A 19,315-nucleotide genomic window follows, 5' to 3' on the forward strand; every position below is an offset into this window, starting at 1 on the left:
AAAGGAGGCGACATGCCCAACTCCTGTCCTTCGCCCTGGTGGAAAAGCGCTGTGATCTATCAGGTCTATCCGCGCTCCTTTGCCGATGCCAACGGCGACGGCATCGGTGATCTGCCTGGCTTGACCGCACGCTTGGACCATCTGCTGCGCCTGGGAGTCGATGCGTTGTGGTTGTCCCCGGTCTTTCGTTCACCCATGCGCGATGCGGGGTACGACATTTGCGATTACACCGATGTCGATCCGTTGTTCGGCACCCTGGCCCATCTGGATGAGTTGGTCGTTCAAGCTCACGCAAGGGGTTTGAAGGTGTTGCTGGATTTTGTGCCCAACCACACCTCCGACCAGCATCCCTGGTTCATCGAGTCGCGCGCAAGTCGCGACAACCCTAAGCGCGACTGGTACATCTGGCGCGACCAGCCGAACAACTGGCGTGCGTCGATCGACGGCGGTAGTGCCTGGACCTGGGATGAAACCAGCCAACAGTACTACCTGCATTTTTTCCTGCCGCAGCAACCAGATCTCAATTGGCGCAACCCCGACGTGGTGGCGGCCATGCACCAGGTGCTGCACTTCTGGCTGGAACGTGGCGTGGACGGGTTTCGCGTCGATGTGGTGCATTGCGTCGGCAAAGACCCGAGCTTTGCCGATGATCCGCGTTGTATGGCCGGCGAAACCATGGTGAAGATCAACGACCAGCCTTACAGCCACGAAGTGCTGCGTGGCTTGCGCCGGCTGGTGGACAGTTACCCCGGCGAACGGGTGTTGATCGGTGAAGTGAACATTCGCTCCACGGCACAGGTGGCGGCCTATTACGGTGCGAGCGATGAGTTGCATATGTCGTTCAACTTCCCGCCACTGGACGCACCTTGGGACCCTGTGGTGTTCCGTATGTGCATACGTGAGGTGGAAAACGACCTCGGTCCATTGCAAGCCTGGCCGACTTGGGTGCTGTCCAACCATGACAACAGCCGTCACCGCAGCCGCTACGGCGGTTCGCTGCGCCGGGCCCGGGCGGCGGCGGTCCTGCTGCTTACTTTGCGCGGCACGCCGTTTATCTATCAAGGCGAAGAGTTGGGCCTGGAAGACACGGTGGTCACGGCCCGGACTCGTGTCGACCCGGGGGGCAGGGACGGCAGTCGGGCACCGTTGCCCTGGGCTGTCCGGTTCCCCCATGGCTGGGCCGGAGCGGCACCATGGTTGCCCTTTGCGCCTGATGCCCACGAGTTGGCCGTCGAAGCACAGGAAGATGCCGTCGACTCCACTCTGGCGCTGTACCGACGGCTGCTGGCCTGCCGACGCGCCAGCCCGGCGTTGCGCCTGGGCGCCTGGGAGGAACTGCCATCGCACCCTCAAGTGCTGGCCTATCGTCGCCACTGCAATGGTGATGAGCGACTGGTTTGCATCAACTTCGCCGACAGCGAACAGACGTTTCCGCTGGCCGATGCCTGGCGAGTCGAAACGGCCAGCGACGGGGTGGGCGAAGGTCAAGCGTTCAGTGGCCGACTGGCTGCCGAGCAAGGCGTGATCCTGTGCCGATGAGGAGTGACCGATGAAAACCAAGTGGCACCGAAACACTCTGATTTACCAAATCGATCCCTCCTTGTTTTTCGACAGCAACGGCGATGGTCGCGGTGATCTCAAGGGCATCATCGAACGTCTGGACTATTTGCAGGCGCTCGGAGTCGGTGCCCTCTGGCTGATGCCGTTGTACCGCTCGCCATTCAAGGACGCAGGTTATGACGTCAGCGACTTCATGGCTTTGGATCCGCGCTTCGGCAGCGAAGAGGACTTGCGCCAGTTGGTTGTCGAGGCCAGGGAGCGCGGCATGCGCGTCATTCTCGAGCTGGTGGCGCAACACACCAGCGATCAGCATCCCTGGTTCCTGCGGGCACGGCGCGACAAGGACAGCGTTTACCGGGATTATTACGTGTGGTCCGACACCCCGGTGGACGATGGCAACCAACCGATTTTTCCGTCAGTGGAAGACAGTATCTGGCAGTGGGACGAACAGGCCGGGCAATACTACCGGCATCTGTTTTACCGCCATGAACCGGACCTTAACCTGGCGAACCCGCGTGTCATCGAGGAGATCGAGCGGGTCATGGTTCACTGGCTAGAATTCGGCATCGACGGTTTTCGCCTGGATGCCGCTTCTCACCTGGTGGAACAAGCCGGTGGTGAAGATGAAGAGCAAGGCGTCTGGGTATTGGACAGGCTCTACAAGTGCATGACTGACATCAATCCCGAAGGTGTGTTGCTGGGGGAGGTTGACGTCGAGCCGGAGCGCTACAGCCATTATTTTGGAAACGGCGAGCGTCTGGGGCTGGTGCTGGATTTCTGGGTCAACAACCATGTGTTCCTGGCGCTGGCCCGAGGCCAGGCCGAACCTTTGTGGCGCGCCATCACCCGGCGTCCGTTGCCGCCCGACGGCGCCCAATATGCAGTGTGGCTACGCAACCATGACGAACTCGACCTGGAGCGCTTGAGCGCAGAGGAGCGCGAGGAAGTGATGCGAGCGTTCGCACCGGATCAGGACATGCGCCTGTATGGCAGGGGCATTCGCCGACGCTTGGCGCCGATGCTGTGCGGTGATGTGCGCCACCAGGCACTGGCCCAGGCGCTGTTGCTTTTATTGCCTGGCACCCCCATCGTGCGTTACGGCGAGGAAATCGGTATGGGGGACGATTTGTCCCGTCCCGAGCGACTCTCGGTGCGCACGCCGATGCAATGGAGCGCCCAGGCTAATGCCGGCTTTTCATCGGCTCGACGCCTGGCGGCCCCAGTGATCGATGAAGGCCCCTTCGCCTACTCGCATTTGAACGTCGAGGCCCAATTGAATGATCCTGAATCGTTGCTGGAGCGGGTGCGGTCATTGCTACTGGCCCGTGCAGGCCTGCCAGAGGTGGGCGATGGCGAAGCACGCCTGCTGGCGGTCGATCAACCCGCGGTATTCGCCATTTCCCATATGGGCAAGGCTAACGTGCTGATGCTGGCCAATCTCGGCAGGGAAACGTTGACAGTCACTGTGGAAGGGCTGGACCTGCAAGGCTTCGAGGACATCGTTTCGGACAGCCAGTACCCCACCGCCAGGGGCCGGCACCTGACCCTGAAGGGCTATGGCTATCGATGGTTGCGTCGCAACGGATCAGATCATTGACAGCACCATGGCCAGTACTCCGCCAGTCACCGGCAGCAACGTCGACACTTGGGTGGAAGTGAGGGCCAGCGCTGAATCCCGCGAGCGGCCGGTAAAGCGCCCGCGGGTGCGGTGAAAGGGCTCTTGCGGTGCAAACAGAGTGGCCCGGGCGCCTACGTCCGGGTCATAGATCGGCGGTACGGGTTGTACGCGCTTGCCTGACTTGTTGCGAGCCCAGTATTGATTGCTGGCAGTTGCACTCTGCATACGCCAGCGATAGAGCCGCAGATCACTACGACCGGAGGGCTTTGCTCATCCATGGTGCTCGCTCCGCAGCGCCTTGGGGATCAATGAGGTCGCGCGACGCCACGTAGCAGGTTGGCGCTGAGCTTGTCGGCATTGCAACTGGCGACGTTGGCCAGCGAGACCATGCCCACCAGGCGTTTGTCGCGATTGACCACCGGCAGGCGGCGTTTTTCGATCTGGGCCATGTTCTTGGCCACATGGTCGATCTCTTCGTCTTCGAAGCAGTAGCGCACCTCATCGCTCATGATCCGACTGACCGGGGTGTTCATGTCCATGCCATCCGCCATGGCTCGAACCACCAGGTCGCGGTCGGTGATCATGCCGGCCATGCGGTCGTCCTGATTGATGATCAGCGCGCCGATGTCGGCTTGGCGCATGATTTGCGCGACTTCGCGCAAGGAAGTATCGGGGGAGACCGTGCGTACTTCCCGACTCATGATTTCATTGATTTTCATCGCTGAATCTCCTTTCTCTCGGGTTGGACAGCAAGCCTCGATCCGGGCCGGGCAAGTCACCTGCGCGGCACCGGACGGGCTCCTCACTTATTGTGAAAATCCAGGTTGGCGATGGTTCAGGATTTTTCCCGACGGGTTCGAACGGCTGCACTTTTATGAAGCCGCGGGCGGGATGATCGCACCATCGCAAGGCAGTGGGCGATGCTTGGGAAACGGCGGAAGCGGCCGGTCAGCTTGCGGTGGCTGAGTCGACGGTTTCGCGGACAGGCCTGTTCCCACAGGGGATCGTCGGCGAGTGCGAGGTTGTGAATACAGTCGCAGATGAGGTTTGGCACGCTCGCTGCAAGAGACTATTCATGCCCACCGTGAACACAGCCGCGTGGGCAGCCCCGTCGGTCAACGAAGATCGAGCGCCAGCAGGCCGGGGACAACGGTAGGTCAGGGCGCAGTCGCCGGGCCGATACAGCACAGAACAGGCAAAGACGCCTGGAACCGCAAGGTTTCAGGCGTCTTTTTTTTGCTTTCAAAATCGTGATGGGCTTTTGTCGGGTGCTTTTTATGAATTCCAACGTTGCTTCTCTGAACAAGCTGCAAACGCTGATCGTGATCGGCAATGGCATGGTCGGCCATCACTGCGTCGAGCAACTGATCGAACGCGGTGCCCTCAATCATTACCACTTGCATGTGTTCAGCGAAGAGCCGATGCGTGCCTACGACCGCGTGCACCTGTCCGAGTACTTCTCCGGGCGTGATGCCGAGTCCCTGGCTCTGGGCGAAGCGTCGCTGTACCAGACCCCCGGCGTCACGTTGCACCTGGGCATGCCCGTGCTGGAAATCGACCGCCAGGCGCGCCAGGTCGTCACTGCCCGGGAGCGCCTCAGCTACGACAAACTGGTGCTCGCCACCGGTTCCTACCCGTTCGTGCCGCCGATCCAGGGCGCCGAGGGGGATTCTTGCCTGGTCTACCGCACCCTCGAAGACCTGGATGCGATCCGCGCCGCTGCCAGCAATGCCCGCCGCGGCGTGGTGGTCGGTGGCGGCCTGCTGGGCCTGGAAGCGGCCAACGCCCTCAAGACCCTGGGCCTTGAAGCTCATGTGGTGGAATTCGCGCCACGGCTGATGCCGGTGCAGTTGGACACCCAGGGTGGCTTGGCCCTCAAGGCGCGCATCGAAAGCTTGGGCGTCGGCGTGCACCTGTCCAAGGGCACCCAGTCCATCAGTGCCGGCGAGCAGTACCGTTATCGGATGAATTTCGGCGACGACGATTTCCTGGAAACCGACCTCATCGTGTTTTCCGCCGGTATCCGCGCCCAGGACGCCCTGGCGCGCCAGAGCGACCTGCAGATCGGCCCGCGCGGCGGCGTGGTGATCGACGATCATTGCCAGAGCAGCGATCCGGACATCTACGCCATCGGCGAATGCGCAGCCTGGAACGGCAGCATTTTCGGCCTGGTCGCCCCGGGCTACCAGATGGCCCGCAGCGTCGCGGCCCGGCTGTGCGGCGAAAGCGCTGAGGCCTTCACCGGTGCCGACATGTCCACCAAGCTCAAGTTGCTGGGCGTGGACGTCGGCTCCATCGGCGATGCCCATGGCAACACTCCAGGTTCGCGCAGCTTCCAGTTCATCGACGAAACCAGCGCCAGCTATCGGCGGCTGGTGGTGGACGCCGCCGGCAAGCGCGTGATCGGCGCGGTGCTGGTGGGGGACAACAGCTACTACGACACCCTGCTGCAATACATGCAGAACGGCATCGCCTTGCCCAAGGACGCTGCCAGCCTGATCCTGCCATCGTCCGAAGGCGCCCCGACCCTGGGCCCGGCGGCGTTGCCCGAAACCGCCACGATTTGCTCGTGCCACAACGTCACCAAGGGTTCGATCTGCTCGGCCATCGACGGCGGCTGCACCGATCTCGGCCAGCTCAAGTGCGATACCAAGGCCGGCACCGGTTGCGGTGGTTGCGCGGCCCTGGTCAAGCAAGTGTTCGAGCACGAATTGATTGCCCGCGGCGTCAGTGTCGACAAGAGCCTGTGCGAACACTTCGCCTACACCCGCCAGGAGTTGTATGCACTGGTGCGGGTGGAAGGCATCATCAGTTTCGAAGAACTGCTGGCCAAGCACGGTCGCGGTCACACCGGCTGCGACCTGTGCAAGCCGGCGGTGGGCTCGATCCTGGCGTCGTGCTGGAACCAGCCGATCATGGACCCGTCCCTGGTGGCGCTGCAGGACACCAACGACACCTTCATGGCGAACATGCAGAAAAACGGCACTTACTCGGTGGTGCCACGCATCGCCGGCGGGGAAATCACCGCCGACAAACTCATCGCCATCGGCGTGGTCGCCAAGAAATACGACCTCTACACCAAGATTACCGGCGGCCAGCGCATCGACCTGTTCGGCGCCCAGTTGCACCAGTTGCCGGACATCTGGGCCGAGCTGATCGAAGCCGGTTTCGAAACCGGCCATGCCTACGGCAAGTCCACCCGTACGGTGAAATCCTGCGTGGGCAGTACCTGGTGCCGCTACGGCGTGCAGGACAGCGTGCAGATGGCCTTGACCCTCGAAGATCGCTACAAAGGCCTGCGCTCGCCGCACAAGCTCAAGTTCGCCGTGTCCGGTTGCACCCGCGAGTGCGCCGAGGCCCAGAGCAAGGATGTCGGCGTGATCGCCACCGAGAAGGGCTGGAACCTCTACGTGGCCGGCAACGGCGGCATGCGTCCCCGTCACGCCGAGCTGTTCGCCACGGACCTGGATGACGCCACGCTGATCCGCTACATCGACCGTTTCCTGATGTTCTACATCCGCACCGCCGACAAACTGCAACGCACCTCGGTCTGGCGCGAAAGCCTGGAAGGTGGCCTGGACTACCTCAAGGACGTGATCATCCACGACAGCCTGGGCCTGGGCGCCGAGCTTGAGGCCCAGATGCAACTGGTGGTCGACCGCTACGAATGCGAATGGGCCAACGCCTTGAAGGACCCGGAGAAGCTCAAGCGTTTCCGCACCTTCGTCAACGACAAGCGCGGCGATCCGGACGTTCACTTTGTCCGCGAGCGCGGCCAGCGTCGGCCGGTTCACGCCCATGAACTCCACCTGATTCCCGTCACCGAGGAGGTGCTCTGATGAGCCAGTCAAACGTCGTTCGTATCACTGAAGAAGCCATGCAATGGCGTGCCCTGTGCAGCCGCGCCGACCTGGTGCCCAACTCCGGCGTGGTCGCCTGGCACGATGGCAGCCAAGTGGCGCTGCTCTATCTGCCGGAACAGGAGGACAAGCCGCTGTACGCCATCGACAACCGCGACCCCAAGTCCGGTGCGAACGTCATCGGCCGCGGCTTGCTGGGCAGCATCAAGGGTGACCTGGTGATTGCCTCGCCGATGTACAAGCAGCATTTCCGTCTGGAAGACGGCCATTGCCTGGAGTACCCGGAGCAAAGCCTGCGGGTGTGGCCGGTACGCTTGAATGGCGATGTGGTGGAGATTGGCGAGGACTGAACCGCGCCTGCGAGTGAGTTGAAAAACTGCATGAAAACCTGTGGGAGCGAGCTTGCTCGCGATAACGGTACACCAGTCAAACCTGAGGCTGCTGACCCAACGCTATCGCGAGCAAGCTCGGCTCCCACAGTGGTTTGTGTGCGGCCACATTGTGGCGCTATCAGGCCTTTACTTGCGGTAATGACTCGGCGCCACACCCACTTCGCGACGGAATACCTGGGAGAAGTGACTGGCACTGCCATAGCCGACCTCCAGGCCGATATCGATGATGCTGCGCTCGGTTTCGATCAGCAGTTGCCGGGCCCGGGCCATTCTCAGCTGGATGAAGTACTGCGAGGGCGAACGCCCGGTGGCGCGCTTGAACAGGCGGCTGAAGTGGTATTCGCTCAGGCTGATGGCCCGGGCCAGGTCACCGAGGTTGAAGGGGGCGGCCAGGTGTTGTTCCATTAACTGGATCACCCGCTTGAGTTTGAAGGCGGGCAGGGCGTTGCGGCCGGACATGTCTTCGGCCCCGGCATCCACATAATGCCGCGCCAGGTGCACCGCCAGGCATTGCGCTACGCCCTGGACCAGCAAGGCGCTGGTTTCACCGCGTCGGGTCAGTTCCACCCGGATCTGTTCCAGCAAGGCCGAGAGCCCTTCATCCCGCCCGCCAGAGACTTCCCGCAGTTGGATCGCGCCGCCGCCAGCTTCGGCGATGGCGCGCTCCAGCAACGCCAGGCCCAAATACACATGCATGACCACGAACGGCTCAGGACTGGTCACTTGCCAGCGCATTTCATAAGGCACAGGGGAGGTGGTCAGGAAAAAATCCCCGCGGACCACCGTATTCGCTTCCCAAGGCTCGTGGGCGGTGCGCTCCTCGACAATGGCTTGCCCGGACAAGACCCAGACCAGCAACGGCTCGGCCACCGCTGGCACGACGATGTGGGCTTCGCAACGCTCACGGACAAAGATCTCCACCAGGATCTCCTTGCTCGATACGCCGTCGGAGGTGGCCAGGCGCTCGCCGCGAATGTGCCCTTGCAGGCCGTTTGCCGATGTTCGTTCGGTGATTTCCATGCTTCGATGGCCTCGATGAAACGGCCGCCAGACTAGACCGGGTCGACGGCGGGACGGTGCTGGCGGAACAATTCGATCTGCTGGGACGGGATCAACTCGCGCAACGCTTTATAGAGCGCCCGGGTTTCCAGCAGGTTCCTTTAGACTCACGTTGCATAAACAACTTGGATTCCTGCGCGAACATTAATTAGAATCAGTCTCATTTAAGACTTTGCGCAGGCTTCTGGACATGTGTGATGCAGTTACGCCGACGGAGCGATCCCTCCATGCGTTGTACCGTGACCACGGGAGTTGGCTGGAAGGCTGGTTGCGACGGCGCATGGGCAATGCCTGGGATGCGGCGGACCTGCGCCAGGATACTTTCCTGCGGGTGCTTGCCAGCTCCCAGACCTTGACGGACCTGCAAGAACCCCGCGCCTATCTGCTGACCGTCGGCAAACGCCTGCTGAGCAATTTCTATACCCGCCGCAATCTGGAACAGGCGTATCTCGACGCGTTGGCGAACCTGCCTGAAGCCTGCGCACCGTCTCCGGAGCAGCGTTGGCTGCTGCTGGAAACCCTGCAAGCCCTGGACGAATTGCTGGATGGCCTGCCGCCCTTGGTGCGGCGGGCTTTTTTATGGAGCCAGCTCGAAGGCCTGGGCTATCGCGAGATTGCCGAGCGCTTGCAAGTGTCCGAGCGCACCGTGAAGCGCTACATGGCCCAGGCCTATGAGCATTGCCTGTTGGTGGACTTCTGATGCCATCGGCGCCATCACCTGAGGCTCGTGAAGCGGCGCGGGCGGCTGCCCATTGGTTGACCCTGATGGAGTTCGACGGGGATGCATTCGACTCGGCGGCCTTGCAACGCTGGCGCGACAGTAGCGCTCACCACGAGGCGGCCTGGCAGAAGGCCCAGCGATTGCGCCAACGTTTTGCCGGGGTCCCCGCGTCCCTGGGCATGGCAACCCTGGACCGTCCGGCGCTGGCCCGGCGCGCGGTGCTCAAGCGTGCATTGGGCGTCGCCGCGTTGGTCCCGACCGCCTGGCTGCTGGGGCGGGAGCTGCCGCTGGAGGTCTGGCGCGCTGATTTGCACACCGCCACGGGCGAGCAACGGCGCTGGTCGCTGATCGATGGCAGTGCACTGCAGTTGAACACCGACAGTGCCGTCGACCTGGACCTCAAGGTACGGCGCCTGGTGCTGCTGCGCGGCGAGATGGCCCTCAAACTCGCCGGGAGCACGCCGCTGTTCGTTCAGTCACCCTATGGGCTCGTCACGATCCATCGTGGCGAAGTCTGCCTGCATTTGGGCGAGGGCGACTGCCGGGTGTCGGTGGTCAACGGTTCGGCGTACCTGCAACCCCTGCGGGGACCCTCGCTGAGTCTGGAGGAGGGCCAACAGGTCAACGTCCAGGCCTCGGGCGCGGGACCGGTGCAGGTGTTCGACGTGGCACAGCTGGGCTGGCGTGATGGGGTACTGGTGGCGCAGGACCAGCCGCTGGGGCATTTCCTGCGGGAATTGAGCCGCTATCGCCCCGGCGTGCTGCGCTGGGATGAAACCTTGGAACCGCTGCGAATCACCGGCAGCTTCCGCCTGGACAACACCGATCGGATCCTCGCGCTGCTGGCGGCCAGCCTGCCGCTGGACGTGCACATGCGCACCCGTTACTGGGTCACGTTGACGCTTCGCAAAAATATGGCCTGAGGCCGGTTGGGCCTGTCCCCTTTTTTTGTCTCGCTTGTCATTCAAGGCAACTGAACAAAAACGAGAGCGCTTTCCAATGTCCGCAGTTGTACCTTTGCGTTTGCGCCCGGCCTTTGCCGGCCGGCGTCCGCTGTTGAACCTGAGCCTCATGCTGAGCCTGGGTGCCAGTCCGTTTTTCATGTCGTCAAGCCTGGCCGAAGAAGCCGCCCGGCGCAGTTATCAGGTGCCGGCCGGCAGCCTCGGCGCGGCGTTGACCCGGTTTGCCGGGTTGGCGGGGGTCAACCTGTCGGTGGATCCGGCCTTGGTGAGCGGACGCAACAGCGCCGGGCTTTCGGGGGAGTTTGGGGTGGAAGAAGGGTTTGCCCGGCTGTTGCGGGGCTCGGGCCTGCAGTTGCAGCCGGTGGGGGAGCAGGCCTACACCCTGATGCCGGCGCCAGAAGGCGGCAGCTTGCAACTGGCGCCTACCTCGATTCTCGGCGCCACGGCTTCGACGGACAGCCCGGTGTACGCCGGCGGCCAGGTGGCACGGCGTGGTTCGCAAGGCCTGCTGGGTTCGCGGGACTTCATGGAGACGCCGTTCAGCATGACCACCTACACCAGCCAGACGGTCAAGAACCAACAGGCACGCACCCTGGGCGACCTGATCGCCAGCGACCCCTCGGTCCGCACCACCAACCCGGCGGGCGGACGCTTCGAGCAGTTCACCATCCGCGGTTTCAGCCTGTTCAACAGCGATGTCGCCTACAACGGTCTCTACGGCATCCTGCCGACGTACACGATCGACATGGAGATGGCCGAACGCGTCGACATCCTCAAGGGGCCGAGTCAGCTCATCAACGGTATCTCGCCGCGGGGCAGCGTGGGGGGCGGGATCAACGTGGTGCCCAAACGCGCCACCGACACGCCCATCACCTCGTTCACCGGCAGCTATGCCTCCAATAACCAGCTTGGCGGGGCGGTGGATGTCGGTCGGCGTTTTGGTGAAGACGACAAGTTCGGTATTCGTTTCAATGGTGTGAAGCAGGCGGGCGACACCGAGTGGGATCACCAGAGCGTGGACCGCGAGATGGCGGTGCTGGGCCTGGATTTTCGCGGGGAGCGCCTGCGACTCTCGACGGACATCGGCCACACCGAACGCAACACCGACGCGCCCCAGGAACGCGTGCAGGTCGGTGCCAATGCCCAGGTCCCTCACGCCAGCGATGTGCGCGACAACTACGCCCAGTCGTGGACCAAGGCGCGCACCCAGGACACCTTCGGCACGGTGAACGCTGAGTTCGATGTCAGCGATTCGGTGATGCTGTATGGCGGTGTCGGCGCGCGCAAGAGCGACCACGACTTCCTTCGGCACAACGTTTCGGTCACCAACGACGCGGGCGACTTCACCGTCCAGCCCCGTGACTTTACCCGGGAGGAAAATGTCCGGACGGCCATGGCCGGGGTGCGCAATTGGTTCCATACCGGTCCGGTGAGCCATGAGGTCAACCTGGCGGCCAGTTATTTCTACATGGACTTCGAAAATGGCGGCGCCCGTTACGCCAACGGTCGCAGCAACCTGTATGACCCGGTACAGACCCCGACGCCGAGCAACCCGACCCGACAGGACGACAAGGTCTATACCGAGAACCGCTTCAGCGGCGTGGCCTTGTCCGACACCCTGGGGCTGTTCGAGGATCGCTTGCTGCTGACCCTCGGCGCTCGCTGGCAACGGGTGAAGATCGATGACTGGACGAATAACGTCAAGGGCGACACCGCCTACGATGAGGAAAAGGTTTCGCCGTCGGGCGGGATCCTGTTCAAGGCGACTGACAAGCTGTCGCTGTATGCCAACTACATGGAAGGCCTGAGCCAGGGCAAGATCGCGCCGTCGACGTCGATTAACGAGGATGAGATTTTCCCGCCGTTCATCAGTCGCCAGGTCGAAGTGGGCGCCAAGTATGACGCTGGTCCATTCGCCGTCACCGCCGCCGTGTTCCGAATCAAGCAGCCTGCCTATGCGACCGACGCCACGACACGTGTCTTCGGCCCGAACGGCAAGCGCGAAAACACCGGCGTGGAGTTGAGTGTGTTCGGCGAACCGCTGAAGGGAACCCGTTTGCTCGGCGGCGTGATGTTCATCGACAGTGAACTGACTGACACCACCGACAGCACCTTCGATGGCAACCGCGCACCGGCCACGCCGAAGTACAACGTCAACCTCGGCGCCGAATGGGACGTGCCAACGGTACAGGGCCTGACCCTGACCAGTCGCGGCATCTATTCCAGCTCACAGTACCTGGACCAGTCCAACACCAAGGAAATCGACGCCTGGACGCGTTTCGACGTGGGGGCTCGCTATGCGTTCAAGGTCGACGAAAAACACATCACCCTGCGGGCCAACATCGAAAACGTGGCCGACAAGCGCTACTGGAGTTCGGCCGGCGCATCGGATGACAGTGAACCGGGCTTGACGCTGTCGACCCCACGCACCTACCTGCTGTCCGCGACGGTGGATTTCTAGGCCGATGGGCCGCACCAGGGAAGGAGCGGGCCAGGTTCAGGTATCGCGAAACAGGTCGTGGGCATCCAGCAGTCGCCAGGCGATCTCGGGGCGTTTTTCCAGCCCGCGGCGGATGGCGGCGGGGATCGACTGGCGAATCTTGCGGCACAGGCCGGGCTGTTCCTGGAATTCGATGGCGATGCCGCGCATGGTCCGCACTTCGTTGTAGCCGGGCTCGACGCGCAGGCGGATCCCCAGGTTTTCATACAGGCGCTGCTGCAGGCGCTGGAGTTCGTCGAGGCTCTGGATGTTCTCCAGGCGCTCGAGCAGGCGTTTTTCTTCCTGGCGATTCAGGCACAGGATGCGCAGGTCGCTGCCAGGCGCTTGCAGCAAGGCATCACGCCCGCAATCGCAGACGCCGGGCGGGCAGGGGGGACGGATCGGGATCGACGCGGTCATGGGCTCCACAAAGTCTGCTGCACAACGAAACAGCGAGCTTATCGCCAGCCTGGGCAATGTGATACCTGGCGGCATGTGGGTCAAGCCTGTTGGAGGGGCCGCCGGTCTGGCGCGGCCTGTAGCACTGTGGGAGCGAGCTTGCTCGCGATAGCGGTGGGTCAGTTTGCACGCCTGTTGGATTTGCCGCCGTCATCGCGAGCAAGCTCGCTCCCACATTTGGATTTTCAGCGCACACAAATGCTGTGCCCGACCTCAACCTCCTGTGGGAGCGAGCTTGCTCGCGATAACGGTAGGTCTGCCGAGAGGGTTACAACCCCAACTCGGACAACCCAGGATGATCATCCGGCCGGCGGCCCAGTGGCCAGTGGAACTTGCGCTCGCTTTCCTTGATCGGCATGTCGTTGATGCAAGCGTAGCGGTTGTACATCAGGCCTTGCTCGTCGAACTCCCAGTTTTCGTTGCCGTAGGAGCGGAACCAGTTGCCCGAGTCGTCGTGCCATTCGTAGGCATAGCGCACGGCGATGCGGTTATCGGTGAAGGCCCAGAGTTCCTTGATCAGCCGGTAGTCCAATTCCTTGGCCCACTTGCGGGTCAGGAACGCCTTGGCTTCTTCGCGGTTGTGCGCGAATTCGGCGCGGTTACGCCATTGGGTGTCCAGCGTGTAGGCCAGGGATACTTTTTGCGGGTCGCGAGAGTTCCAGCCGTCTTCGGCCAGGCGAACTTTCTCGATCGCCGATTCACGGGTGAACGGCGGCAACGGCGGACGAACTTCAGAAGAGGCAGACATGGCAAGTCTCCAATAAGTTGATGATGGCGCAGGGGTCAATGGTCAGGCGTGTAGCAATATCTTCAGCATGTCCTGGGCGTGGTCAGCCGCGCTGTGGTCGCCCATGACCAGCGCCACGGTAATGGCGCCGTCGATCAGAATCAGGAGCTGGCGGGCCAGGGCGTCCGGATTTTCGACGCCTTGTTCGACGCACAGCCGAGTCACGTAATCGAGCAGCTTCTGTTTGTGCATCTTCGCCACCTGGCGGACCGGATCCTGTGGATCGCCGGTTTCGCCGCTGGTGTTGATGAAGGCACAACCGCGAAAACCTTCGCTGTCGAACCAGCCCTTGAGCACGGTGAACAGGTTGAGCAGCCGCGCCGTCGGCGTGGGCGCCTTGTCCACTTCGCTGCTGAACCAATGCATCCAGCGCTCGTCCCGCCGCTCGAGGGCGGCCACGATCAGGTCGTCCTTGTTGGCGAAGTAGCGATAGACACTTTTCCTGGAGACGCCGGCGGTTTTCACCAGAAGGTCCATGCCGGTGGCGGCGATGCCACTTCTATAGATCAACTTTTCGGCGACATCGAGGATGATGTCTCGTGTTTCATTACCAGTGATTTCGTTCATGGAGTAAAAGTAGAACGATCGTTCTCCTTGGTCAAGTTGTTTTTTTCTTGACGACAGGAAGACCCGAACCCATCCATGGTGTAAGCTCATCCGTTCTTTGGAATCGACCTTTTGCGAGCCCTATGCCGTCGCTCTTCAAACGCTCCCTGCTGCCCAAGCTGCGCAGCTTTGCACTGACCGCCGACGCGGTGACCATCCTCGATGGCGCTGCCCAATTCCGCCGTTGCCTGCTGGAGAAAATCGCCCAGGCCACCCAGCGCATCTACATCGTCGCCCTCTACCTGCAACAGGACGAGGCCGGCCAGGAAATTCTCGATGCCCTGCATGCCGCCAAAGCGGCGCGTCCGGAACTGGACGTGGTCGTGGTCGTGGACTGGTTGCGGGCCCAGCGCGGGCTGATTGGCGCCAAGAAGCAGCCGGGCAACTCGGCGTGGTACCAGGAACAGACCCGTACCCATGCCAGCGAAGTGCCGATCTACGGCGTGCCGGTGCAGACCCGCGAACTGTTCGGCGTGTTGCATTTGAAAGGTTTCGTGATCGATGACTGTGTGCTCTACAGCGGCGCCAGCCTGAATAACGTCTACTTGCACAAGTTCGACAAATACCGCTACGACCGCTATCACCTGCTGCAGAACACGGCACTGGCCGACTCGATGCATCACCTGGTGCAGCATGGCCTGATCACTTCCAGGGCCGTGCATCGCCTGGACCTGCCGAACCTGCCCAGCACCCGCAGTTTGCGCAAGGACATCGGCGACCTGCGCAGCCGTCTCAAATACGCGACCTATGACACCAGCGTCGGCAGCCTCGACAAGAGCGGCCTGTCGGTGAGCCCGTTGCTGGGCGTGGGCAAGAACAACCCCCTGAGCCGGGTGATCGGTGAACTGATCGCCAGCAGCCGTCAGCAACTGACCATCTGTACCCCGTATTTCAACCTGCCCCTGGCCGTGACCCGGGAGCTCAACCGCGCCCTGGCCCGCGGGGTCAGGATCGACATCATCGTCGGCGACAAGACCGCCAACGACTTCTACATTCCGCCGAGCGAACCGTTCAAGATCATCGCGGCGCTGCCCTACCTCTACGAAATCAGCCTGCGACGCTTCGCCAAACGGCATCAGCATGCGATCGACAGTGGCCAATTGAACTTGCACCTGTGGCGTGACGGGGACAACACCTATCACCTCAAGGGCATGTGGGTCGATGAGCGCTACACCTTGCTGACCGGCAACAACCTCAACCCGCGGGCCTTTCGCCTGGACCTGGAAAACGCGCTGCTGCTGGACGACCCCAAGGGCGAGCTGCTGGAACCGCGCCAGGCCGAGCTTGAGCGGATCTACCGCCACACCCGTCGGATCGAGCGTTATCTGGACCTGGAAACCCTGCCGGATTACCCCGAGGCCGTGGCCAGGTTCCTGAAGCGGGTCAGCCGGGTGCGGATAGAACGGCTGCTTTACCGGATCCTGTGAACACCCGCGCCATGTCGGAAAAAGACACCATCTCCATCCAGCTGGTGCGTGAGGCGTTGCTGCAAAGCTGCGCACCCGGGGCGGCCACCGAGGAGGTCCTGAGCCAGGTCGGCATAGACCCGGCGCTGCTCGACGATCCCCAGGCGCGGGTCCCGGCCCATGCCTATGCGCGGCTCTGGCGTTTGCTGGCCCAGCGCCTGGATGACGAGTTTTTCGGCATGGACCCGCGCAAGCTCAAGTCCGGCAGCCTGGCGTTTCTCTGCCAGTGCGCCATGGCCCAGCCCACGCTGGCGAGCGGCTTGACGGCGGGGCTGGGGTTTCTGTCGCTGATGCTCGAACGCCTGCCGGCCCAGTGGGCACGCCAGCAAAGCCTGGCGGAGATCGTGCTGCTGGAAGACGATCAGGCGCCGCGCCGAGCCTTTACTTACTTCACTTACTGGATGATCGTCCATGGCGTCGCCTGCTGGCTGGCCGGACGGCGCATTCCCATCCTGTCCATCGAACTGCGCTGCCCGGCGCCGGATTTCTGCGACGACTACCGGGTGATGTTCTCCCAGAACCTGCGCTTTGACCGGCCGCGCACCCGGATGATTTTCGCCGCCGAATGCCTCGACCTGCCCATCCGGCGCAACGCTGACGAGCTCAAGCGCTTCCTGGCCCGGGCCCCGGGCAACATCCTGGTCAAATACCGCGACCCGCAAAGCCTGGCCAGCCGCATTCGGCACGACCTGCGGCAATTGCCCGCCGAACAGTGGCCGGAAACCGAGGCCCTGGCCCAGCAGCTATGCGTGTCCGCCTCGACCCTGCGCCGACGCCTGGCGGAGGAGGGCCAGACTTACCAAGGCCTCAAGGACAGCGTGCGCAAGGATCTGGCGATCACCTGGCTGGCCGAGCCGTCCATCAGTTTCGTCGAAATCGCCTCGCGCCTGGGTTTTGCCGATGCCAGCTCCTTCTACAAGGCGTTTCGCAAATGGTCCGGGTCCAACCCGGGGCATTATCGCAGCCTGATTCTCAACGACCCTGATTGATCCATCGGGTCTTGTGCCTACCCAAGCCCCCGTGTGGGAGCGAGCTTGCTCGCGATAGCGGTGGTTCAGTCGCCTCGTCATTGACTGCCATACCTTCATCGCGAGCAAGCTCGCTCCCACAGGGGCTTTCGCTTGGCAAGCTGGCAAGCTGGCACGCTCATAAAACTGTCATTCTTCTTTGATACAAGCCTGTGCAGGCGCCGGAAAAGCCGGGCCATCCATCAGGGTAATGTATGCACGTGACCGTTTTGGGCAGCGTATGAGCGTATTGGTCACCGGCGCCGCGGGATTCATCGGTTTTCATACCGCCAGGCGGTTGTGCAGCGAAGGCCATCAGGTCATCGGCATCGACAACCTCAACAGCTACTACAGCGTCGAGCTGAAACAGGCCCGACTTGCACAGTTGGCCGAATGCCGCAATTTCCGCTTCCAGCGGTTGGATGTGGCCGATAAACCGGCGTTGCTGGAGTTGTTTGCGCAAAACGCGTTCGAGTCCGTCGTCCACCTGGCGGCCCAGGCTGGCGTGCGCCATTCCATCGATAATCCCGACCTGTACGCGCAAAGCAACCTGGTGGGGTTCCTCAACGTGTTGGAAGCCTGCCGTGCCCACCGGCCGGCGCATCTGGTGTTCGCCTCGAGCAGCTCGGTGTATGGCTTGAACGACCAGTTGCCGTATGCCACCACCGATCCGGTGGATCAGCCCGTGTCCTTTTATGCGGCGACCAAGCGCGCCAATGAACTGATGGCCCACGCGTACTCGCATCTCTACGGCATTCCCACCACCGGCCTGCGGTTTTTCACCGTGTATGGACCGTGGGGGCGGCCCGACATGGCACCGTTCAAATTCACCGACGCCATCCTCAACGGTCGCGCCATTGACCTCTACAACGACGGCGCGATGTCGCGGGACTTCACCTACATCGACGACATCGTCGAAGGCCTGGTGCGGTTGTTGCCGCGGCCGCCGGCCAATGAAACAGGCGTGCGCCACAAGCTCTACAACATCGGCTTCGGCGCTCCGGTGAAGCTCTTGCAGTTCGTCGAGTGCCTGGAAGAGGCCCTGGGCATTCCTGCGATCAAGCATTTCTTGCCGTTGCAAGCGGGTGACGTGGTCGACACGTGGGCGGACACGCGCGAGCTGGAGGACCACATAGGGTTTCGCCCGCAGGTCGCGGTGCCTGTCGGTGTGCAGTCGTTTGTCGATTGGTACCGCACGTATTACCGCGTTTAACCCCTCAGCTTTTTACTGGAGCGTCATGCACGAACCCCTTTATGTGTCGGTCCTGATTCCGGCAAAGAACGAAGCCGGCAACCTCATTCCACTGCTGGAAGAAGTACGGGCGGCGCTGGTGGACGAGGCCTTCGAAGTCATCGTGGTCGACGATGGCAGCACAGACGCCACCGCCGCTGAACTGCGGGCGTTGCAAGGCAGTGGCTATCGCCAGTTGCGGGTGCTCAGCCACGCCCGTTCCCTCGGACAGAGCACGTCGATCTACCACGCCGCTGAAGTGGCCCGCGGGCATTGGCTGGCAACCCTCGATGGCGACGGGCAGAACGACCCGACCGACCTGCCAAAGATGCTCGACCTGGTGCGCGGTTCGGAGGGGGCGCCCGCCGGTGTCAAGCTGGTGGCGGGGCATCGCGTCAACCGCCGGGACACGGCGAGCAAGCGCTGGGCCTCGCGGTTCGCCAACAAACTGCGGGCCAGTCTGCTCAAGGACCAGACGCCCGATACCGGTTGCGGCATCAAGTTGATCGAGCGCGAGGCGTTTCTGCGCCTGCCGTATTTCGATCACATGCATCGCTTCATTCCGGCGCTGATCCGTCGGCACAACGGCCGGATGCTGGTTCACCCGGTGAATCACCGTGAGCGCGGGGCCGGGGTGTCCAACTACGGTAACCTCGACCGGGCGCTGGTGGGCATTGTCGATCTGTTCGGGGTGTGGTGGTTGATAAGACGCACCCGCCTGGATATCAACGCACAAGAAACCGAGGTGTGACATGGGCAGAGAATCGATATGGCTGGCCGTTGGCTTCGGCGGCCAGTTGGCCTTCACCGGGCGTTTTGCCCTGCAATGGCTGTACAGCGAGTACAAGAAGCGCAGCGTGATACCCGTGGGTTTCTGGTACTTGAGCATCATCGGTAGCGCGCTGTTGCTGGCCTACGCCATTTACCGTGAAGACCCGGTGTTCATTGTCGGCCAGTCCTTCGGCTTCATCGTTTACCTGCGCAACTTGCAGTTGATCGCCAAGCACCACGAGCAGGAAAACCGCGAACTGGCCGAGAAGGGCTGAGACGGTGCGGATACGATTGTCTTCCTCGCGACTGGAGCTTCTGGCGCTGGTGGTGTTGGCCC

At 62.4% G+C, this 19,315-nt stretch carries 18 protein-coding genes and 1 pseudogene; 12 read left to right on the forward strand and 7 right to left on the reverse strand.

Annotated elements, in window-relative coordinates; translation table 11 throughout:
- Positions 1-12: 12 nt before the first annotated feature.
- Both BM321_RS26930 and BM321_RS26935 read left to right on the forward strand, forming a co-directional pair.
- Complete coding sequence (locus BM321_RS26930) at positions 13-1,539, forward strand: alpha-amylase family glycosyl hydrolase (protein ID WP_092445915.1); 1,527 nt, start codon at positions 13-15, stop codon at positions 1,537-1,539.
- Between the two features lie 10 nt (positions 1,540-1,549).
- Positions 1,550-3,157, forward strand: a complete 1,608-nt coding sequence (locus BM321_RS26935; RefSeq protein WP_092445917.1) for an alpha-amylase family protein — start codon at positions 1,550-1,552, stop codon at positions 3,155-3,157.
- Here the strand turns inward: BM321_RS26935 and BM321_RS26940 are convergent.
- Both BM321_RS26940 and BM321_RS26945 read right to left on the reverse strand, forming a co-directional pair.
- Complete coding sequence (locus BM321_RS26940) at positions 3,146-3,403, reverse strand: hypothetical protein (RefSeq protein ID WP_175534978.1); 258 nt, start codon at positions 3,401-3,403, stop codon at positions 3,146-3,148. The genes BM321_RS26935 and BM321_RS26940 overlap by 12 nt on opposite strands.
- A gap of 80 nt (positions 3,404-3,483) precedes the next feature.
- Complete coding sequence (locus BM321_RS26945) at positions 3,484-3,897, reverse strand: CBS domain-containing protein (protein ID WP_092445919.1); 414 nt, start codon at positions 3,895-3,897, stop codon at positions 3,484-3,486.
- 558 nt (positions 3,898-4,455) lie between these two features.
- On the opposite strand from BM321_RS26945, the gene nirB reads away from it, so the two are divergent.
- Positions 4,456-7,017 (forward strand): nitrite reductase large subunit NirB, encoded by a 2,562-nt coding sequence (gene nirB, locus BM321_RS26950; RefSeq protein ID WP_092445921.1) that lies wholly within the window; start codon positions 4,456-4,458, stop codon positions 7,015-7,017.
- Positions 7,017-7,388 (forward strand): nitrite reductase small subunit NirD, encoded by a 372-nt coding sequence (gene nirD / locus BM321_RS26955; protein ID WP_092330186.1) that lies wholly within the window; start codon positions 7,017-7,019, stop codon positions 7,386-7,388. Before nirB ends, nirD begins: the two co-directional genes overlap by 1 nt.
- A gap of 168 nt (positions 7,389-7,556) precedes the next feature.
- Here the strand turns inward: nirD and BM321_RS26960 are convergent, their stop codons facing one another.
- Together BM321_RS26960 and BM321_RS26965 are read right to left on the reverse strand one after the other, a co-directional pair.
- A complete protein-coding gene (locus BM321_RS26960) occupies positions 7,557-8,450 on the reverse strand; it encodes a helix-turn-helix domain-containing protein (protein WP_092445924.1) in 894 nt (297 codons plus the stop codon).
- Between the two features lie 32 nt (positions 8,451-8,482).
- Positions 8,483-8,587: pseudogene (locus tag BM321_RS26965) on the reverse strand (two-component system response regulator); the annotation flags it as partial.
- 92 nt (positions 8,588-8,679) lie between these two features.
- On the opposite strand from BM321_RS26965, the gene BM321_RS26970 reads away from it, so the two are divergent.
- The 3 genes from BM321_RS26970 (at position 8,680) to BM321_RS26980 (ending at position 12,633) form a co-directional block, all read left to right on the forward strand.
- On the forward strand, positions 8,680-9,189 hold the full coding sequence (locus tag BM321_RS26970) for a sigma-70 family RNA polymerase sigma factor (RefSeq protein ID WP_092330181.1): 510 nt from the start codon (positions 8,680-8,682) through the stop codon (positions 9,187-9,189).
- On the forward strand, positions 9,189-10,133 hold the full coding sequence (locus BM321_RS26975) for a FecR domain-containing protein (protein WP_092445926.1): 945 nt from the start codon (positions 9,189-9,191) through the stop codon (positions 10,131-10,133). The genes BM321_RS26970 and BM321_RS26975 overlap by 1 nt, the downstream gene beginning before the upstream one ends.
- Before the next feature lie 76 nt (positions 10,134-10,209).
- Entirely contained in the window at positions 10,210-12,633 is a 2,424-nt protein-coding gene (locus BM321_RS26980) for a TonB-dependent receptor (RefSeq protein ID WP_092445928.1), read from the forward strand.
- A gap of 36 nt (positions 12,634-12,669) precedes the next feature.
- Here BM321_RS26980 and BM321_RS26985 read toward each other — a convergent pair whose 3' ends face one another.
- The 3 genes from BM321_RS26985 to BM321_RS26995 form a co-directional block, all read right to left on the reverse strand.
- On the reverse strand, positions 12,670-13,071 hold the full coding sequence (locus BM321_RS26985) for a hypothetical protein (RefSeq protein WP_060742284.1): 402 nt from the start codon (positions 13,069-13,071) through the stop codon (positions 12,670-12,672).
- Positions 13,072-13,378: 307 nt separating this feature from the next.
- Positions 13,379-13,858 carry a nuclear transport factor 2 family protein gene (locus BM321_RS26990; RefSeq protein WP_060742285.1) on the reverse strand — a complete coding sequence of 160 codons (480 nt, stop codon included), beginning with the start codon at positions 13,856-13,858 and terminating at the stop codon, positions 13,379-13,381.
- A gap of 42 nt (positions 13,859-13,900) precedes the next feature.
- Positions 13,901-14,464: a TetR/AcrR family transcriptional regulator gene (locus BM321_RS26995; protein ID WP_092445931.1), complete on the reverse strand. Its 564-nt coding sequence runs from the start codon at positions 14,462-14,464 to the stop codon at positions 13,901-13,903.
- A 122-nt stretch (positions 14,465-14,586) separates the two neighbouring features.
- On the opposite strand from BM321_RS26995, the gene pssA reads away from it, so the two are divergent.
- The 5 genes from pssA to BM321_RS27020 all read left to right on the forward strand — a co-directional run bounded on the left by pssA (position 14,587) and on the right by BM321_RS27020 (position 19,253).
- Entirely contained in the window at positions 14,587-15,930 is a 1,344-nt protein-coding gene (gene pssA / locus BM321_RS27000; protein WP_092445934.1) for a CDP-diacylglycerol--serine O-phosphatidyltransferase, read from the forward strand.
- 11 nt (positions 15,931-15,941) lie between these two features.
- Entirely contained in the window at positions 15,942-16,958 is a 1,017-nt protein-coding gene (locus tag BM321_RS27005; RefSeq protein WP_092445975.1) for an AraC family transcriptional regulator, read from the forward strand.
- Positions 16,959-17,217: 259 nt separating this feature from the next.
- The gene (locus BM321_RS27010) at positions 17,218-18,189 is read left to right on the forward strand and encodes an NAD-dependent epimerase (protein WP_092445977.1); all 972 of its coding nucleotides are present in this window, start codon (positions 17,218-17,220) and stop codon (positions 18,187-18,189) included.
- 25 nt (positions 18,190-18,214) lie between these two features.
- Positions 18,215-18,958, forward strand: coding sequence for a glycosyltransferase family 2 protein (locus tag BM321_RS27015; protein ID WP_092445936.1), 744 nt, complete (start codon positions 18,215-18,217; stop codon positions 18,956-18,958).
- Between the two features lies 1 nt (position 18,959).
- The gene (locus BM321_RS27020) at positions 18,960-19,253 is read left to right on the forward strand and encodes a lipid-A-disaccharide synthase N-terminal domain-containing protein (RefSeq protein WP_092445938.1); all 294 of its coding nucleotides are present in this window, start codon (positions 18,960-18,962) and stop codon (positions 19,251-19,253) included.
- Positions 19,254-19,315 lie beyond the last annotated feature (62 nt).

It is taken from the genome of Pseudomonas sp. NFIX10 (assembly GCF_900111955.1).
Lineage (GTDB): Bacteria > Pseudomonadota > Gammaproteobacteria > Pseudomonadales > Pseudomonadaceae > Aquipseudomonas > Aquipseudomonas fluorescens_AA.

Excerpts from the sequence above, each read along its gene's own strand:
- BM321_RS26930 (WP_092445915.1), top strand. The coding sequence starts at position 13 with ATGCCCAACTCCTGTCCTTCGCCCTGGTGGAAAAGCGCTGTGATCTAT.
- BM321_RS26935 (WP_092445917.1), top strand. The coding sequence starts at position 1,550 with ATGAAAACCAAGTGGCACCGAAACACTCTGATTTACCAAATCGATCCC.
- BM321_RS26940 (WP_175534978.1), bottom strand. The coding sequence starts at position 3,403 with ATGCAGAGTGCAACTGCCAGCAATCAATACTGGGCTCGCAACAAGTCA.
- BM321_RS26945 (WP_092445919.1), bottom strand. The coding sequence starts at position 3,897 with ATGAAAATCAATGAAATCATGAGTCGGGAAGTACGCACGGTCTCCCCC.
- nirB (WP_092445921.1), top strand. The coding sequence starts at position 4,456 with ATGAATTCCAACGTTGCTTCTCTGAACAAGCTGCAAACGCTGATCGTG.
- nirD (WP_092330186.1), top strand. The coding sequence starts at position 7,017 with ATGAGCCAGTCAAACGTCGTTCGTATCACTGAAGAAGCCATGCAATGG.
- BM321_RS26960 (WP_092445924.1), bottom strand. The coding sequence starts at position 8,450 with ATGGAAATCACCGAACGAACATCGGCAAACGGCCTGCAAGGGCACATT.
- BM321_RS26970 (WP_092330181.1), top strand. The coding sequence starts at position 8,680 with ATGTGTGATGCAGTTACGCCGACGGAGCGATCCCTCCATGCGTTGTAC.
- BM321_RS26975 (WP_092445926.1), top strand. The coding sequence starts at position 9,189 with ATGCCATCGGCGCCATCACCTGAGGCTCGTGAAGCGGCGCGGGCGGCT.
- BM321_RS26980 (WP_092445928.1), top strand. The coding sequence starts at position 10,210 with ATGTCCGCAGTTGTACCTTTGCGTTTGCGCCCGGCCTTTGCCGGCCGG.
- BM321_RS26985 (WP_060742284.1), bottom strand. The coding sequence starts at position 13,071 with ATGACCGCGTCGATCCCGATCCGTCCCCCCTGCCCGCCCGGCGTCTGC.
- BM321_RS26990 (WP_060742285.1), bottom strand. The coding sequence starts at position 13,858 with ATGTCTGCCTCTTCTGAAGTTCGTCCGCCGTTGCCGCCGTTCACCCGT.
- BM321_RS26995 (WP_092445931.1), bottom strand. The coding sequence starts at position 14,464 with ATGAACGAAATCACTGGTAATGAAACACGAGACATCATCCTCGATGTC.
- pssA (WP_092445934.1), top strand. The coding sequence starts at position 14,587 with ATGCCGTCGCTCTTCAAACGCTCCCTGCTGCCCAAGCTGCGCAGCTTT.
- BM321_RS27005 (WP_092445975.1), top strand. The coding sequence starts at position 15,942 with ATGTCGGAAAAAGACACCATCTCCATCCAGCTGGTGCGTGAGGCGTTG.
- BM321_RS27010 (WP_092445977.1), top strand. The coding sequence starts at position 17,218 with ATGAGCGTATTGGTCACCGGCGCCGCGGGATTCATCGGTTTTCATACC.
- BM321_RS27015 (WP_092445936.1), top strand. The coding sequence starts at position 18,215 with ATGCACGAACCCCTTTATGTGTCGGTCCTGATTCCGGCAAAGAACGAA.
- BM321_RS27020 (WP_092445938.1), top strand. The coding sequence starts at position 18,960 with ATGGGCAGAGAATCGATATGGCTGGCCGTTGGCTTCGGCGGCCAGTTG.